The organism is Pseudomonas sp. 1176_21 (assembly GCF_052850635.1).
Map to the genome: position 1 here is coordinate 174,180 of NZ_VXCV01000005.1, position 20,985 is coordinate 195,164.

Here is a 20,985-nt window from a genome sequence, read left to right on the forward strand (position 1 = left end):
CCTCAACCTGCCAGTCAGAACGCCCAGCGCACTTTCAGCGATGCCGACTGGTTGAGGAAGTCCTCACGGTATTCGGCATCGTAGTTGGCGCTCAGCTCGGTGCTGTCGGTGACGCGGTAGCTGACGCCCACACCGCCACGACCCAGCCACGGGCTAGGGTCCAGGCCCTGGGTACGGAACGACAGGCCTGGCTCGCCAGCGTAGGCACTGGTGAGCGAGGCACGTTCGCCGATGGTGTCATAGCCCACGCCCAGCTTGAGGCTGGTGGACAGCCGCTCGCTGAACAGGTGCACCAGTTCGGCGTCGGCACCCAGTACCAGGCTTTCGCTGTCACGGCGATCGACATCCAGGTTGAGCGCGCCGGCACCGGTTTCGCGGTAGCCCTCGTCCCCGACCCAGGTATAGTCCGCGCGCACGCTCGGCGTCAGCTCGGTGGCTTGGCCCAGGCGTAGCGTGTGGCCCAGGCCCACGCCTGCATGCACGACCTGGCTGTCGTACCTGGACTTGGCCTCGGTGCCCATGAACAGGATCTTGCGCTTGCCCTCGGTGCGGCCCTGGCCATAATCGAGCTGGTAGGTCAGTTGGGTCGCGTCGTCCAGGTCGTAGCTGCCGTAACCGATCAGCTGGTACATATCCATGTTGGCGCTGTTGGGGGCTGCCTTGGAGTCACCGTTGATGTCGCTTTTGGCGTAGGCGAAGGCCAGGCCCACACGGCTCTGAGGGTTGATGGCCGCGTCGGCGCCGAAGACGATGCCCTGGCTGTTGACCTCGAAGCCCGAGACGCCATTGCGCTCGTTCTGATCGCCCCACGAACCGAAGGTCTTGACCCACAGTTCGCGATCGCCCAGCACCTCGTCACCCGAAGACAGGCCGCGGCCCTGGCTGACCCGCGCCTGTACCACATCGTGGATCGCGGTGAGCGAAGCATTGGCGGCCGCTTGCGAACTGCCGACCAGCAGCGGCAGGGTCTGGCTGACCGCGTCGGAGACCTGCTGGTTGGTGCTCAGCTTGCCCAGCGAGGTGATGACCTGCTGCATGCCGGCGTTATCGGTGCCCTGGCCGATGATGGTGTCCAGTACCTGAGCCGCGCCGCGTGCCGGCTTGTTGCCGCTGATGGACGGCTGGTTGTCTTCAGGTGTCGGGGTAGGCTTGGTCGGCGGCTTCGGCTTGGTTCCGCCATCGATGATGTCGACGATGGTCGTGGCCTTTACTACCTGGAAGTCGACGTGGCCGCCAACTCCGTTAGTGGCGACACTCTTGAAGTCGAACAGCGCACTGTTGTCGGTGACTTTCGCGAAGTTGCCGCTCAGCGCTGCGCTGGTGTACACCACGTTGTCCAGGCTCTGGCCGATGGCCAGGCGATTGGCCTGGGCCACGTCCACGGCAGCGTTGCCGGCCAGGGTGACGTTGCCCGAGGCGGACAGCCGGCTGTAGCCGCCCTCGCTGTCATTGGACTCGGCGGCAATGCGGTACACGCCATTTCTGCTCTGGCTGAAGCTGCCGTCCACATAGACATAGGGGCGGGGGCTGGCGGCGTGGCCCAGCTGCAGCGTGCCGTCGTTTACCAGTGCGCCATTGATGCGAGTGTTGCCCAGTTGCAATGTGCCGCCCTGCTGCACGTTGACGCTACCCGTCAGGGTGGTGCCGTTCGCGGTGCGCAGGGTGCCCTGCTTGACGTTCCAGCGAGAGAGGGTGGTGCCGGTGCTGTCGCCGCTCAGTGTCCAGGTGCTGGCATCGCGCTTGTCGAACGTGCCGAAACCGATGTACCGGGTGTTCAGCTCGCTTAGGTTGAAGGCGCTGTCTGCCGACCCGCCTAGGGCGAACGTGTCGGCGCTGCCGGCAAAGGTCAAGCCCTGGATGTTGGAGCCGTTTTCCAATACCAGGGTGTTGCTGCCCCCGCTGAGCATGATGGCCGTGCCGGAAATCGAGCTGTTGCTGATGGTGCCGGCGTTGTAGATGGTGGAGCCGCCGCTGCTCTGGATGGCAGGCCCACTGCCCATGAACATGCCACCCGGAGCGCTCGCGCCGCTGCTGATGGTGGCGCCGGTGTTGTTGCGGACCTCGAAGTTGGAGCCCGAGATGCCGCTACCGCCTTGCGAGCCGATCGGCATCATCGGGCTGCTGGTGCCACCGGCACCGCCAAGGACAATGCCGTTGTTGACCACGACAAAGCCATCGCCGCTCACCGCAGTTGCGCCACTGCCACCGATGCCGCCCATGCCTGGCATGGCCCCCATGCCGGCACTACCGCCCGCGCCGCCGACCACACTGCCGTCGTTGATCAGGGTGAAATGGTTGCCCGCCACGGCCTCGCCACCGTTGCCGCCGCTACTGTTCGCGCTGGGGAGCGGATTGATGTTGTCGCCACCTGCCCCGCCGTTGCCGCCAGCGATGGCGCTCTGGTTGCTCAGCCACAGGCCTGATGCAACAACGCCAGTGCCGCCTTTGCCACCGTTGCCTGGAGTGCTGTTCGGCAGAGCGCTGGAATTGCCGCCACGGCCACCGGCGCCGCCGCTGATGCTGGCGTTGTTGATGAAACGGCCGGCACCGCTCAAGCCCGCGCCACCTGCACCACCGGCGCTGCCGATACCTGCTTCGCTGTTGCCGCCCTGGCCGCCACCGCCGCCCACCAGTGTGGCGCTGCTGCTGTAGTCATAGCCGCTGCCTGTGGCGGCGGCAGTGCCGCTGCCGCCCGGGTCGCCGCTGGCGCCTGGTGCCGACATGCCGCTATCGCCCTGGCACACACCACTGAGGGTGCCGGTGCCGACCAGTGTGCAGCTGCCCGATGCAGCCATTGCCAGCGGGCTGCTCCCCAGCAGTGCCAGCAGTACCGCGTGTGCCAGAGGGCGCAGCCGTGCGCCCGTACCAATCGTGCCACTCCCCTTGCCGGCCGACCGTGCGGTCTCCGGCGCTACCTGAAAAACGCCCAGGTGGCGGTTCAAGATCAGCTTGTAGCTCTTGTTCATGGTGGTGCTTGCTCGATTGTAGTTTTAGGGTGTTGGCAGGGGCCTTTTCGGCCAAAAAGCATGCGATGCTAGCAGAGTGGCATCACGCTTTTAACATCCCCAAACAATTAGTTTTAGCGCTGTAGAATTGGCGTCAAAGCGCCGTCATCAGGACAATTCCGTGCACTATCTGATCATCCAAAACGCGTTGTCGGCGCCCTTGTTCACACAGGTTCGCGCAGCGCTCGGCAAGGGTTCTTTCAGCGATGGCCGGGCCACCGCCAACGGCCTCGCACAGGCGGCCAAGCGCAACCTGCAACTGGCGCCGGAGGGCCATGCTGAGCTGCTCGACTGCATCGCCCAGGCGCTGCTGGAGCAGCCGCTGCTGCAGGCTTTCGCGATGCCCTGGCATGTGGGTCGGCCGATGATCAATCGCTACGCGGTGGGCATGGCCTACGGCATGCATGCCGATGCTGCGCATATCGGCGACTTGCGAACCGATATCTCCTACACCCTGTTTCTGGATGATCCGGCCAGCTACGCGGGTGGTGAACTGGTCATCGACAGCGAGGGGCAGCAGTTCAGCTTCAAGTTGCCGGCCGGCAGCCTGCTGCTGTACCCGAGCGGGGCGCTGCATGAGGTAAGGGAGGTCACGGCAGGGGTGAGGCATGCCGCAGTGGGCTGGATCCAGAGCCGTATCCGTGATGCCGGGCAACGCGAGATCGTCGCCAAGCTCAAGGCAGTGCCGCCTGCGCTGGGGCAGGGCGGGCAGCATCAGGCACTGGCCGTGCAGACCAACGAGTGCATCCAGCGGCTGGTTCGCATGTGGTGCGACTGAGCGCCTGGCGGGTCAGGGCAGTCGCCCGCACAGCGCATTGCCTTCATAGCCGTGCATGATCGGCGCCAGGAACATGAACGGGCCGCAGGCATTGAGGTAGGGGTTCTTGTCGACGCTGTGGGTGGTGTACATCAGCACGCGCTCGTCGCCGAACCTGTCGTGGCCGAACGCGGCTTCGGTGTAGGTCGAGCACACCGGCAGCTTCAGCGGCACGGGCAGCACCACCAGCCACAGGCTGATGCCGCACCATTCCCGGGTGGCATCGGAACGTTCGGTGCGGGTGATGTGCGGGGTGATATCACGGCCGAGCAACTGGCGGTAGGTCTCGGTCTTTTCGACGCGGGTCTGGGGCGAGGCGGACTTGAAGCCGACGCAACCGTTCAGGCACACCAGCGCAAGCGCTGTCATCACAAGCCTTTTCATCCATGAACCCTGGTAGGCGCCGGCCTGGCCGGCGAAGGTGACGACCTGGCGAGCACCAAATCGCAGGCAATAAAAAACCCCAAGGAATCACTTCGCTTGGGGCTTTTCGGTATTAGTGGTGCCCAGAGACGGAATCGAACCGCCGACACGGGGATTTTCAATCCCCTGCTCTACCGACTGAGCTATCTGGGCAACGGGGCGCATTAAAAGCGTTTTTCGGATTTGCGTCAACGACTTTTTGAAAATTTATTAAATTAATTCCGTCGCTTACGAATTTCCGGGGTTATTCGGCAGGCGGCACGTAGCCTTCGGCCTTCTCGTATTCTTCGCCGGAGAAGAACTTGTCCATCTCGCCCTGGAGGTACTTGCGGTCCTCGGCGTTCATCATGTTCAGGCGCTTCTCGTTGATCAGCATGGTCTGTTCCTTCTGCCAGTCGGCCCAGGCCTTCTGCGAGATATGCTCGAAAATGTCCTGGCCCTTGGCGCCGGGATACGGCGGGCGCTCCAGGCCAGGCAGCTCTTCTTTGTACTTGCGGCACATTACGGTGCGGGTCATGACGACTCTCCTGCATTCAATACGTGGGCCGCGCGTTTGAGCAGTTTCTTGACCGGGGCAGCAAGGCCCAGGCGCGGCGGGGTGGCGAGGTTATACCAGAGCCAGTCGGCCTCGGTCACGTGGTCACCCTGGGGGGCCACCGGCACCAGCCAGGGTTGGATCGCCAGCTGGAAGTGGCTGAAGGTGTGGGTCAGGCTGTCCAGCGCCACGGGCTCGCCCAGGTTCACCCCGTGCTGCTCGGCCAGGTGTTGCAGGTCGTCGAGGCTGTCCAGCTCCGGCAGGCTCCACAAACCGCCCCACAGGCCGCTGGACGGGCGCCGGTACAGCAGGATGGCGCCCTCGTTGTTGGCCAGCAGCGGCATCAGTGTGCTGCGCTGGGGCAGGGTCTTGCGCGGCTTGGGGATCGGGTAGCGGATCTCCTGGCCGAGCATGTGCGCCTCGCAGCCGCGCTCCAGCGGGCACAGCAGGCAACTGGGCTTGCTGCGCGTGCACAGGGTGGCGCCCAGGTCCATCATCGCCTGGGTGTAGTGGTTGACCCGGCTGTGGGGGGTAAAGCGCTCGGCGTTGGCCCACAGCGCCTTGGCCACCTTGGGCTCGCCCGGGTAGCCTTCCTGCGCGGTGTAGCGGGCCAGCACGCGCTTGACGTTGCCGTCCAGGATCGGCGCACGCAGGCCCATGCTGATGCTGGCGATTGCCCCGGCAGTGGACAGGCCGATGCCGGGCAGCTCGGTGAGCTTCTCGACATCGCGCGGGAATTGGCCGGCGTACTGCTCCACCACGATCTTCGCGGTCTTCTGCAGGTTGCGCGCGCGGGTGTAGTAGCCCAGCCCGGTCCACAGGTGCAGCACCTCGTCCTCCGGCGCCGCGGCCAGGGCCTCGACGCTGGGCAGGGCTTGCATGAAGCGCCCGAAGTAGTTGAGCACGGTGCTCACCTGGGTCTGTTGCAGCATGATCTCCGACACCCACACCCGGTACGGGGTGATGCCCTGTTGCCAGGGCAGGTCGTGGCGGCCGTTACGGTCGTACCATTCCAGCACGGCGCTGGAAAACTGCTCGGGATTCATCGTTTGAACAGGCCCTTGAGTGCGTCTTTGAGTTCGGGACTGACCTTGTCACCCAGCTTTTCGTTGAGCTTTTCCTGCAGCTTGTTGCCCAGCGCCTTGCCGGCCAGCTTGCCCAGGCCGTCCTTGTCCACGCGGCAGGCCTTGGCGCCCAGCTCCAGCGGGCCACGGCAGCGCAGCGGGAACTCCAGCCCCACGTAGCGCTCGTTGACCTGGCAGGCCGGGTCGGGCATGTCGCGCTTGTCGCCCTCGACGATCACGCCCACGCGGTAGTCCATGCCCAGCACGCGCAGGTCGAGGTCGCCGTGGCCGTTGACGGTCAGGCCCGGGATGCGCACCTTCAGGTCCGGGTTGCTGGCCACGCCGTTGCGCAGCACCAGGCTGCCCTTGAGTTCCTGGAACGGGGTGTCCTTGCCGCGCGGTTCCCCGCTCAGGGCCTTGCGGTTGAGGGTGGCGATGCCCTGGCACAGCTGCTGCTCGAGGTTGGCATTGACCAGCACACCGTTGTTGATGACGAAGCTGGCGTTGCCATTGAGGGTGTCGATCAGCGCCTTCTGGCTATTGCCGCTGCCGGTCAGGTTGCTGCTCAGGGTCAGCAGGCCCTTGACCGGCGGGGTGTCGGTCTGGCTCTTGATGAAGTGCTCCACCGGTACGCGGTTGACCTGGGTACTCAGGCCGATCTGCGGTACCGCAGGGCGCACGTCGAGGGTGCCCTTGGTAGCGAAGTCGCCGTTGTAGAGGCCGCCCTGCAGGGTGTCCAGGGTGATCAGGCCACCCTGGCCACGGGCCTTGAGCACGGCGTTCTGGATAGGCAGCTGTTCAAGGGTGAGCACGCCGAAGCTCAGGTCTGCCTGCAGGTCGAGTACGCGCAGGCGGTCCACCGGCAGCAGCTTGTCGGTGCTCCAGGCGGTCTTGGTGGGTGCGTCCGGCAGCGGTGTGGTGCCGGCTCCTGCCAGCGCGCCGGCTTCGTTCTGCTGCACCTCGGCCTGGCGCGCGGCCTTGGCGCCGGTGGCGGCCTCGCTCTTGGCCGGCAGGTAGCGGTCGGCATTGAACGTGTCGGCTTTTAGCTGCACGCGCAGGGCTTGCTTGGCGAAGTCATCCACCGCCAGGCGGCCGGTGAAGGTGCTGTCGTCGAGCTTCACTGCCAGGTCTTCCAGAGCCAGGCGGGTGGGGCTGCCTTCCAGGCGGCTGACCAGCTCGAACTTGCCCAGGGTGGCGGCATCGGCCATCGGTGGCACTGCCACGCCGACGCTGTCGAGGAACGTGCGCAGGTCGAGCTGGGCGATGGACAGGCCGCCGGTGAGCTTGGGCGTGCTGTTCAGGTCACGCACGTTCAGCTCGCCCAGGGCGCGCAGCTGGTTGGCCGACAGCTTCAGGCCGTTCCATTCGGCGACGTTCGCGGCCATGTCCACCAGCAACTGGCCCTGGGCGGCGAAGGTCATGGTCTTGCCCTGCAGCGGCTCGCCGGAGGCTTCGCCGCTGAGCTTCATGTCTTCGAACTGGTAGCGCTTGAGCGCACGGTCGAAGCGCAGTTCGCCCTTGAGCTCGGTGCGGGCGCGCAGGGCCGGCTGGCCAGCGCTGAAGAAGGCGGTCATGGTCAGCGGAATGTTGACCCCTTCGTGAACCGCGCCGGTGCTCAGCTGGATGCTCTCGGCGCTGAAACTCTGGCCGCTTTGCGCATCGCTGTACTGCACCTTGGCGTTGTTCACGGTGAGGCTGTCGATGTCCAGCTTGACCGGGCGCTCGGCGGCGGCCGGCTTGGCCGGGGCCTCGCCTGGGGCCGGTGCGCCGGCGCTGCCTTCGGCCGGTGCAGCCGGGGTGGCGGCCGGCAGCGGCTTGCCGATGTCTTCCCAGTTGCCGTGGCCGTGTTCGTCGCGGGCCAGGGTCAGGTTAAGGCCCTCGACGCGCACGTCGCTCATCTGCACTTCACGGCGCAGCAGCGGCAGTACGCGCACCGACAGGCCGAGCATCTGCAGGTCGGCGAATGGCACCTTGGGATTGTTGAGCGTGGCGATGCTCGCCTCGTGCAGTTCCAGCCCCAGCCACGGGAACAGGCTCCAGCCGATGTCGCCGTTGAGCGTCAGCTCGACGTGGGCCTTGTCGCGTGCCAGCTGGCGGATCTCGTCTTTGTAGTCGTTGGGATCGAAGAGGTGGGTCAGGGCAAAGCCCAGCGCCACAATGATCAGCAACAACCCGAGTATCACCAGCCCCAGGATTTTGCCGAACGCTTTCATGGGCGAGTCCTTGTAGTCCGATTGTAAAATTCAGCCGCAGAGTATAGCCCCGTGCAGGGCGCGCGGGCGCGGCGCGACCCGGGTTTGGACAGCAACCGGCGGGGCAGTTCCTGACACGGGGGTATCAGTTTTCGCAAAAACCACAGTATCAGCCTAATTTCAGCGAGTGCGGCGAATGGTACTCTCTCGCGCCTCCACGGTCCCGTTGCGGCCGATTGTCGCGTCAAAGGGCCGGTTGCCAGATAAACGACGTGCTGCCCCTGGCAGCCAAAGTCGCAGGCAGCAGGCCTGGTCGGTGGAGCATCCATATCACGAGGGGAACAACAATGAGCAGCACTACGGTGGGCGGCATCGCCAGTACACCCGGCTTCCTGTCCAAGGAACGCATTGTCGCCAGGGCCGGTTTCAACCGCTGGCTGGTGCCACCGGCGGCCCTGGCCATTCACCTGTGCATCGGCATGGCCTATGGCTTTTCGGTGTTCTGGCTGCCGCTGTCGCAGGCCATCGGTATCAGTGCGCCGGAGATGAGCTTCGTGGCGCGCCTGTTCACCGCCGAGTGCGACTGGCCGATCTCGATGCTGAGCTGGATCTACACGCTGTTCTTCGTGTTCCTCGGTTGTTCGGCGGCCATCTGGGGCGGCTGGCTGGAGCATGCCGGGCCGCGCAAGGCCGGGGTGGTCTCGACCCTGTGCTGGTGCGGTGGCCTGCTGATGTCGGCGCTGGGGGTGTACACCCACCAGCTGTGGCTGATGTGGCTGGGCAGTGGCGTGATCGGCGGTATCGGCCTGGGGCTGGGCTACATTTCGCCGGTATCGACGCTGATCAAGTGGTTCCCGGACAAGCGCGGCATGGCCACCGGCATGGCGATCATGGGCTTTGGCGGCGGCGCCATGGTCGGCGCGCCACTGGCGGCGGCGCTGATGAGCCACTTCGCCGGCCCTGACGGGGTGGGCGTGTGGCAGAGCTTCGTGGTGATGGCGCTGATCTACTTCGTGTTCATGCTCGGCGGCGCCCTGGCCTACCGCGTGCCGCCCACCGGCTGGAAGCCCGAAGGCTGGAGCGCGCCGCAGAAAAAGGCCGGCAACGCGATGATCACCCACCGCCACGTGCACGTCAGCGTGGCGTGGAAGACGCCGCAGTTCGCGCTGATCTGGCTGGTGCTGTGCCTTAACGTGTCGGCCGGCATCGGCATTCTGGGCATGGCCTCGCCGCTGCTGCAGGAAGTGTTCGCCGGCAAGCTACTGGGCAACGACCTGAGCTTCAGCCAGCTGGATGCCACGCAACTGGCACAGATTGCCGCCATTGCCGCGGGCTTCACCGGGTTGCTGAGCCTGTTCAACATCGGCGGGCGTTTCTTCTGGGCCTCGTTCTCCGACTACATCGGGCGCAAGAACACCTATTTCGCCTTCTTCGCCCTGGGCGTGGCGCTGTATGCGCTGATCCCGAACATGGGCCACCTGGGCAACATCGCGCTGTTCGTGGCGGCGTTCTGCATCATCCTGTCGATGTACGGTGGCGGCTTCGCCACGGTGCCGGCGTACCTGGCCGATCTGTTCGGCACGCAGATGGTGGGCGCCATTCACGGTCGCCTGCTGACCGCCTGGGCGGCAGCCGGGGTGCTGGGCCCGGTGCTGATCACCTACCTGCGCGAATATCAGCTGGAGATGGGCGTGGAGCGGGCGGCGGCGTATGACATGACCCTGTACATCCTGGCCGGGCTGCTGGCGCTGGGCTTTTTGTGCAACGCGCTGGTGCGGCCGGTGGCCGACAAGTACTTCATGACCGATGCGCAACTGGCGGCCGAACAGGCGCTGGGGCACGACAAGGGCGCCAATGGCAGCACCGTGCTGGAGTGGAAGGCCGCGCCGGGCAGCCGGCCGCTGGTGATTGCCGCGTGGCTGGTGGTGGGCGTTCCGCTGGCGTGGGGGGTGTGGGTGACCCTGCAGAAGACTGCGGTGCTGTTCCATTAAAGGCATCGCGGGTCAAGCCCGCTCCTACAAGGATCTCTGCTGACCGTGTGGGAGCGGGCTTGACCCGCGATGAGGCCGGTACTGCTGACGCAAATTCCCCGCCAACTGTCTTCTTCGTTCCAAGCCACGCGTATCTAGGCCTATAATGGACACCTTTTTCGCCCAATGATTTTGCGGAGCTGGTGATGGTCGAACGTACGGCTAGCGTCGAGCGCAATACTCTGGAAACCCAGATCAAGGCCTCGATTAACCTGGATGGCAGCGGCAAGGCCCGATTCGATATCGGTGTGCCTTTCCTCGAACACATGCTCGACCAGATCGCCCGACATGGGCTGATCGATCTGGACATCGAGTGCAAGGGCGACCTGCACATCGACGATCACCATACCGTCGAAGACGTCGGTATCACCCTGGGCCAGGCATTCAACCAGGCCATCGGCGACAAGAAGGGCATCCGCCGCTACGGCCATGCCTACGTGCCGCTGGACGAGGCGCTGTCGCGCGTGGTCATCGACTTCTCCGGCCGCCCGGGCCTGGAGATGCACGTGCCCTTCACCCGCGCCACCGTGGGCGGTTTCGACGTCGACCTGTTCCAGGAATTCTTCCAGGGCTTCGTCAACCACGCCAACGTCTCGCTGCACATCGACAACCTGCGCGGGCACAACACCCACCACCAGATCGAGACCGTGTTCAAGGCCTTCGGCCGCGCACTGCGCATGGCCATCGAGCTGGACGAACGCATGGCCGGCCAGATGCCGTCGACCAAGGGCTGCCTGTAATGCAGACGGTAGCCGTTATCGACTACGGCATGGGCAACCTGCACTCGGTGGCCAAGGCCCTGGAGCACGTGGGCGCCGGCAAGGTGCTGATCACCAGCGATGCTGCGGTGATCCGCGAGGCTGACCGCGTGGTGTTCCCGGGTGTGGGCGCGATCCGCGACTGCATGGCCGAGATTCGCCGCCTGGGCTTCGACAGCCTGGTGCGTGAAGTCAGCCAGGACCGCCCCTTCCTCGGCATCTGCGTGGGCATGCAGGCCCTGCTCGACCACAGCGAAGAGAACGACGGCGTCGATTGCATCGGCCTGTTCCCGGGCAATGTGCGCTTCTTCGGCAAGGGCCTGCACGAGGACGGCGAGCACCTGAAGGTGCCGCACATGGGCTGGAACGAAGTGTCCCAGGCCATCGACCACCCGCTGTGGCACGACATCCCCGACCGTGCGCGCTTCTACTTCGTGCACAGCTACTACATCACCGCCGCCAACGCGGCGCAGGTGGCGGGCAGTGGTCACTATGGCGTCGACTTTGCCGCCGCGCTGGCCGACGGCTCGCGCTTTGCCGTGCAGTTCCACCCGGAGAAGAGCCATACCCATGGCCTGCAGCTGCTGCAGAACTTCGCCGGCTGGGATGGTCGCCGGTAATGGGCAAGTCCCGCGCCAAGCGGCCGATCCTCACCCTCGCGCCTGAAGAAGAGCGCGAGGCGCTGGCCAAGCTCAAGCGTTTTCTCGAAGACCGCTTCGAGCTTGAGCTGGGTTCGTTCGAGGTGGCTGAAGTGCTGGAGCTGTTCAGCCAGGAGATTGCACCGCATTACTACAACAGGGCGATTTTCGATGTGCAGGCGCACCTCAAAGAGAGGTTCGAAAGCATTGAAAGCGACTTGTGGTCGCTCGAGAAGAACTGACTTCCCGAGCTCACTGTTTACCGAATAGACAGGTTCCCCAGATGCTGATTATTCCCGCTATCGATCTCAAGGACGGTGCTTGCGTACGTTTGCGCCAAGGCCGCATGGAAGATTCCACGGTATTTTCCGATGACCCGGTGAGCATGGCCGCCAAATGGGTCGACGGTGGCTGCCGCCGCCTGCACCTGGTCGACCTGAACGGTGCCTTCGAAGGCCAGCCGGTCAACGGCGAGGTGGTGACTGCCATTGCCAAGCGCTACCCGAACCTGCCGATCCAGATCGGCGGCGGCATCCGCTCGCTGGAAACCATCGAGCACTACGTCAAGGCCGGCGTCAGCTACGTGATCATCGGCACCAAGGCGGTCAAGCAACCCGAGTTCGTGGCCGAAGCCTGCCGTGCGTTCCCCGGTAAGGTGATCGTGGGCCTGGACGCCAAGGACGGCTTCGTGGCCACCGACGGCTGGGCCGAGGTCAGCTCGGTGCAGGTCATCGACCTGGCCAAGCGTTTCGAGGCCGATGGCGTCTCGGCGATCGTCTACACCGACATCGCCAAGGACGGCATGATGCAAGGCTGCAACGTGCCGTTCACCGCCGCCCTGGCTGCCGCCACCAAGATCCCGGTGATCGCCTCCGGTGGCATCCACAACCTGGGTGACATCAAGGCCCTGCTCGACGCCAGGGCACCGGGGATCATCGGCGCCATCACCGGCCGTGCGATCTACGAAGGCACGCTGGATGTGGCCGAGGCGCAAGCCTTCTGCGACAGCTACAAAGGCTGAGGAGAACGGCATGGCGCTGGCCAAACGCATCATCCCTTGCCTGGACGTCGACAACGGTCGAGTGGTCAAGGGCGTCAAGTTCGAGAACATCCGTGATGCCGGCGACCCGGTGGAAATCGCCCGTCGCTACGATGAGCAGGGTGCCGACGAGATCACCTTCCTCGACATCACTGCCAGCGTCGATGGCCGCGACACCAAGTTGCATACCGTCGAGCGCATGGCCAGCCAGGTGTTCATTCCGCTGACCGTGGGCGGCGGCGTGCGCACTGTGCAGGATATCCGCAACCTGCTCAACGCCGGTGCCGACAAGGTCTCGATCAACACCGCAGCGGTGTTCAACCCCGAGTTCGTGGGCGAGGCCGCGCAGCATTTCGGCTCGCAGTGCATCGTGGTTGCCATCGATGCCAAGAAGGTCTCCGGCCCGGGCGAAACCCCGCGCTGGGAGATCTTCACCCACGGCGGGCGCAAGCCTACCGGGCTGGATGCGGTGGAGTGGGCGAAGAAGATGGAAGGCCTGGGCGCGGGCGAGATCCTGCTCACCAGCATGGACCAGGACGGCATGAAGAGCGGCTTCGACCTGGGCGTGACCCGCGCCATCAGCGACGCGCTGGGCATTCCGGTGATCGCCTCCGGTGGTGTGGGCAACCTGCAGCACCTGGCCGACGGCATCCTGGAAGGGCATGCCAGCGCAGTGCTGGCGGCCAGCATCTTCCACTTCGGCGAGTACACGGTGCCTGAAGCCAAGGCCTACATGGCGCAGCGCGGCATCTGCGTGCGCTGAGCGGCCGCATTCGCCGGCAAGGCCGGCTCCTACACTGCAGCGAACCTGTAGGAGCCGGCCTTGCCGGCGAAGCATTTGCTGTTAAGGTAATGCAGGCACATCGCCAGGGAATCGGGTCCATCCTATGTTCACACGCTTGCTCGTCGTGCTCGTCAGCCTCTTCTCCCTCGCTGCCACCGTCCGCGCCGCGGACCCGATGGTGCTGCTCACCGAAAACTTCCCGCCCTACAACATGGCCAGCGACGGCAAGAACTTCGCCCGCGAAGACAAGATCCAGGGCATCGCCGCCGACCTGGTTCGCGAGATGTTCAAGCGCGCCGCCATCCCCTACAGCATGACCCTGCGCTTCCCGTGGGAACGCGTGTACCAGCAGGCCCTGAACAGCCCCAATCACGGTGTGTTCGTGATGGCCCGCCAACCCGACCGCGAAAAGCTCTTCAAGTGGGTCGGGCCGCTGGGCCCCGACGACTGGATTCTGCTGGCCCGCCCCGACAGCCCCATCACCCTCGAACACCTCGGCGACGCGCGCGGCTACCGGATCGGTGCCTATAAAGGCGATGCCATCGCCCAGCACCTGAGCAGCAAGGGGCTCAAGCCGATCACCGTGCTGCGCGACCAGGACAACGCGCGCAAGCTGCTCGAAGGCCAGATCGACCTGTGGGCCACCGGTGACCCCGCCGGGCGCTACCTGGCCCGCCAGATCGGTATCACCCAGCTCAAGACCGTGCTGCGCTTCAACGGCGCCCAGCTGTACCTGGCACTCAACCGCCAGGTACCCGATGCGGTGGTGGAAAAGCTCCAGCACAGCCTGGACCAGTTGCGCGACGAAGGCTTCGTCGACGCCACCTTCGCCCGCTACCTGTAAGCGCCTAACTATGTAGTGCCGCGGCCATGCACCGGGCTGCTGTGATGGATCGTCGCTGTGAATTGCACAGCCCGATCACTCATGGAAGGTGTTAGATGCCACTGCATATCCTGCAAGACCTGCCCACGCCCGAACCCGACAATGCCCTCGCCGCCATGGTGGCCGAGCAGTTCGCCAGCCGCCCGACCCTGCGCAGCGCCAGCGTCACGCTGCTGGAGCGTTTGCTGCGCGAGTACTTCCCCGGGCTGTCCGCCGATGTGGAGGCGTTGCGTTTGTACGTGCCCGACAGCAGCGCGCAGTTCTATCAGGTACGCCCGCTGGTGGACGCTGCACTGGACAATCTGTGCACCTGGGAACCGTTGCAGATGCATGCGGGGGGCTTGTCCGGTTTTCTGGGCCAGGCCGACGCGGTGAAACTCAAGCTGCAGGGCCATGCACTTGATGCGGACACCCTGCGCGAAATGATCAAGGTGTTTGCCGACGGCATCGTGGCCGAGTTCCAGCGGGCCCTGATGAACTACTGGCAGGCCAGGGGCAGTGAAGGCGTTCCGCGCCTGAGCTGGCTGGCCAGAACCCTGGCCCAGGCCCTGGTGCCACACGCCGGCGGCAAACAGGCCTGGGCCGGGATGCTGGGCCAGGTGCTGCAATGGCCACGCTGGTCGCTGCGTCAGGCCCAGGGCGAGCAGGCCGTGCGGGTGTACCTGGTGCAACTGCAGCTCGACGCCAGCCTGACCAGCACGCAGATGCTGCTCAGCGATCTGGTGTTGGTCCGCGGCGAGCAGGTGCTGCGCTGTACGCCCGCAGGTCAGGTCAGCGCCCACGCCTCGCTGAAGGCGTTCGGCGAGGCGTTGACCGACGAACTCGAAGGCGCCTATCGGCTGGTCGGGCTGCAGTGGCAGTTGCTGGAGGTCGAAGGCAATCCGTTCAGGGTCCAGGCCGAGGCGTTGCTCGATCAGCAACTGCGCGACGTGCAGGCGCTGCGCCTGGGCGGGCAGTCGGTGACCGAGCTCGAGGGGTTGTTTGCCACGGTGTCCGATGTGGCTGCGTGCCTGGCCGGCAACCGGGCATTCGTGCCGACGCCTGCCGACACCCAGGTGCTTGGCCAGCTGCCGGCATGGCTCAAGCAGGCTTCGGGGGCCGATTACCTGGACTACCGCATGCAATGGCTGAGCATGGCGCTGGCGCACCAGCACAATGCCGGCAAGGCCTATGACCACGGTATCCCGACCCTGCGTGACTATGCCGCCAAGGCGCTGGGCGAGCGCATGGCGGCAGATCAACCGGGCGGGCCGACCTACGACCCCTACAAGCTGGTGCTGACCTTCCAGGTGCCCTATGGCCAGGGTGGCTTCGGCTTCGTCGAGACGGTCAGGCTGCTGCTGGTGGATGCCGCGCTGGAAAACCTGTCCGGCCTGCCCAAGGGCCCGATGAGCATTGCCCATGCCGATGGCGACGAGATCGCCGCATGGCTGAGCGCCGAGTATGTGATGACGCTCATCACCGCCGTGGATGTCGGGGCCAACTACCTGGCAGTGATCGAACAGGCCATGCGCACCGATGCACGCCAGGCCGACGAGCGTCGGCAGCTGTTCGCCGACACGCTGCGCGCACAACTGCCATTGCTGGCGCTGGAATACCGGATCAGGGGCGAGCAGGGCTTCACCCGCCAGGGCCTGCGCTGCGTGGACTACGCCATGAGCACCGACCAGACCGACCGGGTCGAGGTGCGCCCGCTGACCTTCCTCAGTGGCGAAGGGGCCAGCCCCGACGTGGTCGACAACATGTTCGTGTTCGCCCTGCCCGGCAGGCCCGAGCGGGTGCTGTACCGACCGCTGTTCGAGCCCCTGCTGCGCGAATTTGCCAGCGAGGCTGCATTGTTCAAGGCCCTCGAGGAGCCCGAGCTGCAAGCCAGCGTGCTGAGCTGGATGGGACGGGACGCCCGGCGCATCTATGCCAACGGCGGCTTTGCCAACCCTCACCTGGGTATCACGGTGGATGAACCGGTGGCTGTGCCGGGGGCGAACGTGCCGCGTCTTGGCGGCGCTGCGCTGACCGGTGACCTGCTGGCGCATTTCTACACCAGTACGGTGGATGCGCTGATCACCCTGGGTGACCGGCAATCGGTATCCAACGCCGAAGATCGCTGGCTGCGCTTCAAGGAGGCGGGCTGGCTGCTGTTCAATATCGCGCTGCCTTACCTGCGTGGGCCGACAGCTGTCGCCGGATGGCTGGTGCAACTGGTCAGCAGCCTGGACAGCGACTTCAAGGCGCTGCGCGAGGGGGATGACACCACGCGCGCCCAGGCCGTGGTCGACCTGCTGTTCAACCTGAGCACGGTGTTCATGCACGGGGCCGGGGAGGTCGGCATGGCGCGCGCGACGCCGATCAAGGTGCAGCCCTCGATGCTGCAGCAAACGTTGCCGGTGCGCGGCGAGCTGCCAATGACCGGCGTGCTGGTACCGGTGCAGCAACCCCTGGGTCCGCAACTGCGCAGTGCCGGTGCGTTGCCGACAGCCATGGACTTCTCCTGGAGCGGCATGCGCAACGAAGCGGCGCCCGAGCTGCGTGCGTTCCTGCGCCCGATGCAGGTCATGCCCGGCCAGGAGCCGACCGGCCTGATCGAGACGGGGGAGCGCCGCGGCCTGGCGCTGATCGACGGGCAAGCGCATGTAAAACTCGATGACCGCTGGTACCGCGTGCTGGAGGTGGAGGGGCGCTTCTGCATCGTCGACCCCCTCGACAGCAGCCGCCGTGGCCCGTGGCTGCGGCGCAGCAGCGAAGGCAGCTGGCAACTGGACCTGCGCCTGGGGCTGCGCGGGGGCGGGCCGAAAAAGCGCATGAGCCTGCAGGAGAAGAAGGCGCAGAACAGGCTGCAGCTTCAGCAGCTCAACGCCACGCTGGAGTCGGCGCAGCAGGATTGCCTCAGGCGCATTGTGGCCATGACCCCCAAGGTCAACGAGCTCAACGCCTTGCTCGACCCGATGTTCAAGGCCCAGCGCGAGTACCAGCTCGATCGCACGGCGACCCGGCTGGTAGCGATGAAGCAGGCACGCACGCGTGCGCAAGTGGCCGAGCAGGCACTCAAGGTCGAGCAGGACGCCTTCATCGAGGTGGCCAAGGACCTGCTGCGCACCACCCTCGAAGCCCGCGAAACCCTGAAACTGGCGGATTTCTACGGCCATATCACTGCGGCCGACTACAGCAAGGCGCTGAACCTGAACTTCAGGATGAACTTCCAGGCGCGCCTGCAGTTGCAGGCCCAGTACCACAGCAAGCAGTTCAAGATCTCGTTGCACGATGCCTGGATCGAGAATGCGTTCCAGGTCACCCTGGGTGATACCGCACAGCCGTTTTCCGCGTTGCTGGAGGCCAACACGCAGAACGAGACGTTCCACCTGCTGGCCCTGGAGCAGGCCGAGGCCTGCAGCGCCCTGGTCGAGGAGGTTCGCCGCGAGCCGGCCGTCAAGGCCACGGCCGACGAGATCATCCGCTATGGCGAGGCCAAGCGTGAAGAGCTCAAGGTGTTCAGCGCCCAGCGCATCCGTACGGCCTATCTGGAAATCCTCGGCTACATGAGCCTGGACACGCGTATCGCGGACGCCAACCAGCGCCCGTTCTACAAGGACTTGCTGCTGGACCCGGACATCGTCGCCGGGGTGCTTTCGCATGAGCAGCTGGGCATCGATGCCCAGGAGTTCACGCCCCAGGAGCGCATCCAGGTGCTGCGCGAGGCCTCGCACTGCTACTCGCGGGCCAAGGCGGTTGCCCAGTATGTGGGCGACCTGTTCGCGCCGGTGCCCGGCAAGGACTATCTGGCGGCGTTCGTGCAGACCCTCGACGAGCTCGATGCCAGCGCCAGGGCAGAACTGGACAGCCTGGTCACGGTGCCGGCCACCAGCACGGCGCCCCGGCCGACGCGCAAGCGCAAGGTGATCGTCACGCGTACCCGCCGGGTAGTGGTGGGGCGGGTACGGGCGCCATCGCCCGGCGAGCCGGTGCCGATCGTGGATATCGAGGATGCCAACCACCGCATCGTGGCGTCCTACCGCGAGCACGGCGGCGATGACTGGAACCCGATCAAGACCGTACTGCCCGCCACGCCGGTCGGCCTCAAGCCGCGCAAGGCCCTGCGCAGCGAGGCGCGCCAGGTGCTCGATCAGGTCGCCCCGCTCAAGGCCAAGCAGCAGGGGTTGTCCGGCAGCGGGCATCAACCGGGGGATATCGTGTTCCCGCTGACCATCCTGGCCGATCGGCTGATCCGCGTGGCGGATGACTTCGAGCGCCACAGCGGCCTGCCCGATACCGAGCAGGCCACCGTTGCCCAGCTGCGCCAGGAGGCCCAGGGGCTCAGGGACGCAGCCGATGCCCTGCGCCTGAGCATGTGCAAGGCGCAGAAGCCCACCGCGCGCAACCTGCTGTATCTGTGGGAGCGCAAGCAACTGCACATCGAATTCAAGGCGCCGCGCAAGGCCCTGGCGGCCGGCGACTTCATCGACGAGTACGAAGTGCGTGTGGCGGGCGGCGACAGATGGTACGTGCACCTGCACTATCCTGCCCTGGACACGCCCACGGCAGCGTTCAGCAAGGGCCACATCAAACTGGAGGCGCAACGCACCAAAGGCTATGCCGACCTGCTCGAAGAGGCGAAAACCACCGGCAAGATGGGCGTGATCTGGCGCGCCGACCTCACCCCGGCCTTCATCAAGGGCTGGTTTCCGCTACGCCCCCTGGCGTAGGCGCCTCACTGGCCGCCGGCGCTGGCGCGATAGCGCCCGCCGGCACCGTGGGCCGCCATTGCCTGGTTGCTGCGCAGGGCAATCATCTGGTGGATCTCGACCCACTCGATGCCCTGCGCCTTCAGGCGAGGCAGCTCGCGTTCGAGCACCTCCAGGGTTTGCGGGTAGGGGTGGCCGATCAGCACGGCCGAGCCCTGTCGGCGCGCCAGCTCCACGGCGATGCGCAGTTGCCCGGCAATCGCCTCGGGGGTGCGCACGTCATCCAGGAACACATCCCGCGACAGGCTTGCCAGCCCCTGTTCCTGTGCCTTGGCCGCAGCGACCGTGGCGGCGCTGGTGCGGCTGTCGACAAAGAACAGATGGCGGCGCTGCAGCTCGCCCATCAGCCAGGCCATGGGCAGCGGCTGTGCAGTCATGCGGCTGCCCATGTGGTTGTTGATGCCGCTGGCATAGGGCACCTTGGCCAGGGCTGCGCCCAGGCGTTGTTCCAGCTCCGGCAGCGGGGTATCCGGGTGCCAGGCGTAGGGGCCGGTGGCCGGGTCCATGGGCATGTGCAGGATCACCGTCTTGCCGGCCTTGTGCGCCTGGCGGGCGAACGCGGTGGCGTGCGGGGTATCGGGCATGATCGCGAGGGTGACCGGGCCGGGCAGGGCCAGGGTGCGCGCATCTCGCGCAGGGCTCTGCCCCAGGTCGTCGATGATCAGCGTGAGGTAGGCCTTGGCCGGTGCCGCGTGTGCGGTACCGGCCAGGCAGAGCAGGGCGAACAGCAGATAGCGCATCACTTGCCGCTGGTGATGCTCAGGCCCTTGAGCAGGTTCAGCGCCTGGCTGAGCTGGAAGTCGTCGTCCTGCGGACGGTCCTTCTTGCTCGCGGCCTTGCCCGAAGGCCGGTCGGCGCCGCCGTTGCCGTTGCCCAGGTGACCTTGCAGGTCGGCTTCCTTGAAGTTGTCGTTGTCCTGCTCGCTGGTGATCTTGGCGCGGCGCACCTCGATGTCCGGCACGATGCCCTGGGCCTGGATCGAGCGGCCGTTGGGGGTGTAGTACAGCGCGGTGGTAATCTTCAGGGCGCGGTCGTTGTTCAGCGGCAGCACGGTCTGCACCGAGCCCTTGCCGAAACTGTCGGTGCCCATCAGCACGCCGCGCTTCTGGTCCTGCAGGGCGCCGGCGACAATCTCGGAGGCCGAGGCGCTGCCGCCGTTGATCAGCACCACCAGCGGCACGCCTTCGCTGGCATCGGCCGGGTCGGCCGAGAAGCGCAGTTCGGAGTTGGCGATGCGGCCCTTGGTGTACACGATCAGGCCCTTGGTCAGGAAGTGGTCGGCCACTTCGACGGCGGCCTGCAGCACGCCACCGGGGTTGTTGCGCAGGTCCAGCACCAGGCCGCGCAGTTTCTTGCCGTTGTCCTTGCGCAGCTTGGCCAGGGCCTTGCCTACCTCTTCGCCGGTCTTGACCTGGAACTGGGTGATGCGGATATAGCCGTAGCCGTCCTCGAGCAGCTGCGACTTGACGCTCTTGACCTGGATGACCGCGCGGGCCAGGGTCACGTCGAACGGCGTGCCGCCGTCGCGCACCAGGGTCAGGGTGATCTTCTGGCCGATCTTGCCGCGCATCTTGTCGACCGCCTCGGTCATGGTCTGGCCGCGGGTCGGCTGGCCGTCGATCTTGACGATCAGGTCGCCCGCCTCGATGCCGGCACGCGAGGCCGGGGTGTCGTCGATGGGCGATACCACCTTGACGAAGCCGTCCTCCATGCCCACTTCGATGCCCAGGCCGCCGAACTCGCCGCTGGTGCTCTCCTGCAGCTCCTGGAAGTCTTCCGGGCCCAGGTAGGCGGAGTGCGGGTCGAGGTTGCTGAGCATGCCCTTGATGGCGTTTTCGAGCAGGGTCTTGTCGTCCACCGGCTCGACATAGGCGGCCTTGATGCGGTCCATCACCTCGGCGAAGGTGCGCAGCTCTTCCAGCGGCAGCGGCGCCTGGGCAGTGACCGTGGTCGGTGCCACCGTGGCTGGCTTGGCAGGCTCGGCCGCGTGGGCCAGTGGCGCGCCGATGACCAGGGCAATGGTCAGGGCCAGCGAGGTAAGGCGAGGCGTATGCAGCATGTCGAACGAACTCCTGATCCTG

At 65.7% G+C, this 20,985-nt stretch carries 16 protein-coding genes and 1 tRNA gene; 9 read left to right on the forward strand and 8 right to left on the reverse strand.

Features of this window, described 5'->3' with window-relative positions:
* Positions 1 to 14: 14 nt before the first annotated feature.
* Positions 15 to 2,966 carry an autotransporter domain-containing protein gene (locus FW760_RS14130; protein ID WP_446443835.1) on the reverse strand — a complete coding sequence of 984 codons (2,952 nt, stop codon included), beginning with the start codon at positions 2,964 to 2,966 and terminating at the stop codon, positions 15 to 17.
* Positions 2,967 to 3,126: 160 nt separating this feature from the next.
* Between FW760_RS14130 and FW760_RS14135 the strand changes: the two genes are divergently transcribed.
* Entirely contained in the window at positions 3,127 to 3,783 is a 657-nt protein-coding gene (locus FW760_RS14135) for a Fe2+-dependent dioxygenase (protein WP_158554924.1), read from the forward strand.
* A gap of 12 nt (positions 3,784 to 3,795) precedes the next feature.
* On the opposite strand, the gene FW760_RS14140 is transcribed toward FW760_RS14135, so the two are convergent.
* The 5 genes from FW760_RS14140 to FW760_RS14160 form a co-directional block, all read right to left on the reverse strand.
* The gene (locus FW760_RS14140; protein WP_446443836.1) at positions 3,796 to 4,191 is read right to left on the reverse strand and encodes a hypothetical protein; all 396 of its coding nucleotides are present in this window, start codon (positions 4,189 to 4,191) and stop codon (positions 3,796 to 3,798) included.
* Positions 4,192 to 4,322: 131 nt separating this feature from the next.
* A tRNA-Phe gene (locus FW760_RS14145) sits at positions 4,323 to 4,398 on the reverse strand.
* Positions 4,399 to 4,489: 91 nt separating this feature from the next.
* Entirely contained in the window at positions 4,490 to 4,762 is a 273-nt protein-coding gene (locus FW760_RS14150; protein ID WP_043862214.1) for an oxidative damage protection protein, read from the reverse strand.
* Positions 4,759 to 5,826, reverse strand: coding sequence for an A/G-specific adenine glycosylase (mutY, locus tag FW760_RS14155; protein ID WP_116052509.1), 1,068 nt, complete (start codon positions 5,824 to 5,826; stop codon positions 4,759 to 4,761). The genes FW760_RS14150 and mutY overlap by 4 nt, the downstream gene beginning before the upstream one ends.
* Positions 5,823 to 8,057 carry an AsmA family protein gene (locus FW760_RS14160; RefSeq protein WP_088514667.1) on the reverse strand — a complete coding sequence of 745 codons (2,235 nt, stop codon included), beginning with the start codon at positions 8,055 to 8,057 and terminating at the stop codon, positions 5,823 to 5,825. The genes mutY and FW760_RS14160 overlap by 4 nt, the downstream gene beginning before the upstream one ends.
* A gap of 326 nt (positions 8,058 to 8,383) precedes the next feature.
* Here FW760_RS14160 and FW760_RS14165 point away from each other — a divergent pair, with 326 nt between their 5' ends.
* The 8 genes from FW760_RS14165 to FW760_RS14200 all read left to right on the forward strand — a co-directional run bounded on the left by FW760_RS14165 (position 8,384) and on the right by FW760_RS14200 (position 18,865).
* Complete coding sequence (locus tag FW760_RS14165; RefSeq protein WP_446443837.1) at positions 8,384 to 10,027, forward strand: OFA family MFS transporter; 1,644 nt, start codon at positions 8,384 to 8,386, stop codon at positions 10,025 to 10,027.
* 185 nt (positions 10,028 to 10,212) lie between these two features.
* Entirely contained in the window at positions 10,213 to 10,806 is a 594-nt protein-coding gene (hisB, locus tag FW760_RS14170; protein ID WP_043862210.1) for an imidazoleglycerol-phosphate dehydratase HisB, read from the forward strand.
* Positions 10,806 to 11,444, forward strand: a complete 639-nt coding sequence (gene hisH, locus FW760_RS14175; protein ID WP_043862209.1) for an imidazole glycerol phosphate synthase subunit HisH — start codon at positions 10,806 to 10,808, stop codon at positions 11,442 to 11,444. The genes hisB and hisH overlap by 1 nt, the downstream gene beginning before the upstream one ends.
* Positions 11,444 to 11,704, forward strand: a complete 261-nt coding sequence (locus FW760_RS14180) for a DUF2164 domain-containing protein (protein WP_043862208.1) — start codon at positions 11,444 to 11,446, stop codon at positions 11,702 to 11,704. Before hisH ends, FW760_RS14180 begins: the two co-directional genes overlap by 1 nt.
* Before the next feature lie 41 nt (positions 11,705 to 11,745).
* Entirely contained in the window at positions 11,746 to 12,483 is a 738-nt protein-coding gene (gene hisA / locus FW760_RS14185; protein ID WP_043862207.1) for a 1-(5-phosphoribosyl)-5-[(5-phosphoribosylamino)methylideneamino]imidazole-4-carboxamide isomerase, read from the forward strand.
* A gap of 10 nt (positions 12,484 to 12,493) precedes the next feature.
* Positions 12,494 to 13,264 carry an imidazole glycerol phosphate synthase subunit HisF gene (gene hisF / locus FW760_RS14190; protein ID WP_116052511.1) on the forward strand — a complete coding sequence of 257 codons (771 nt, stop codon included), beginning with the start codon at positions 12,494 to 12,496 and terminating at the stop codon, positions 13,262 to 13,264.
* A gap of 124 nt (positions 13,265 to 13,388) precedes the next feature.
* Positions 13,389 to 14,129 (forward strand): substrate-binding periplasmic protein, encoded by a 741-nt coding sequence (locus FW760_RS14195; protein WP_054915786.1) that lies wholly within the window; start codon positions 13,389 to 13,391, stop codon positions 14,127 to 14,129.
* Positions 14,130 to 14,224: 95 nt separating this feature from the next.
* Positions 14,225 to 18,865 (forward strand): hypothetical protein, encoded by a 4,641-nt coding sequence (locus FW760_RS14200; protein WP_116052512.1) that lies wholly within the window; start codon positions 14,225 to 14,227, stop codon positions 18,863 to 18,865.
* Positions 18,866 to 18,870: 5 nt separating this feature from the next.
* Here the strand turns inward: FW760_RS14200 and FW760_RS14205 are convergent, their stop codons facing one another.
* Positions 18,871 to 19,644 (reverse strand): divergent polysaccharide deacetylase family protein, encoded by a 774-nt coding sequence (locus FW760_RS14205; protein WP_043862203.1) that lies wholly within the window; start codon positions 19,642 to 19,644, stop codon positions 18,871 to 18,873.
* Positions 19,644 to 20,963 (reverse strand): S41 family peptidase, encoded by a 1,320-nt coding sequence (locus tag FW760_RS14210; RefSeq protein ID WP_043862202.1) that lies wholly within the window; start codon positions 20,961 to 20,963, stop codon positions 19,644 to 19,646. The genes FW760_RS14205 and FW760_RS14210 overlap by 1 nt, the downstream gene beginning before the upstream one ends.
* Positions 20,964 to 20,985: the final 22 nt, after the last annotated feature.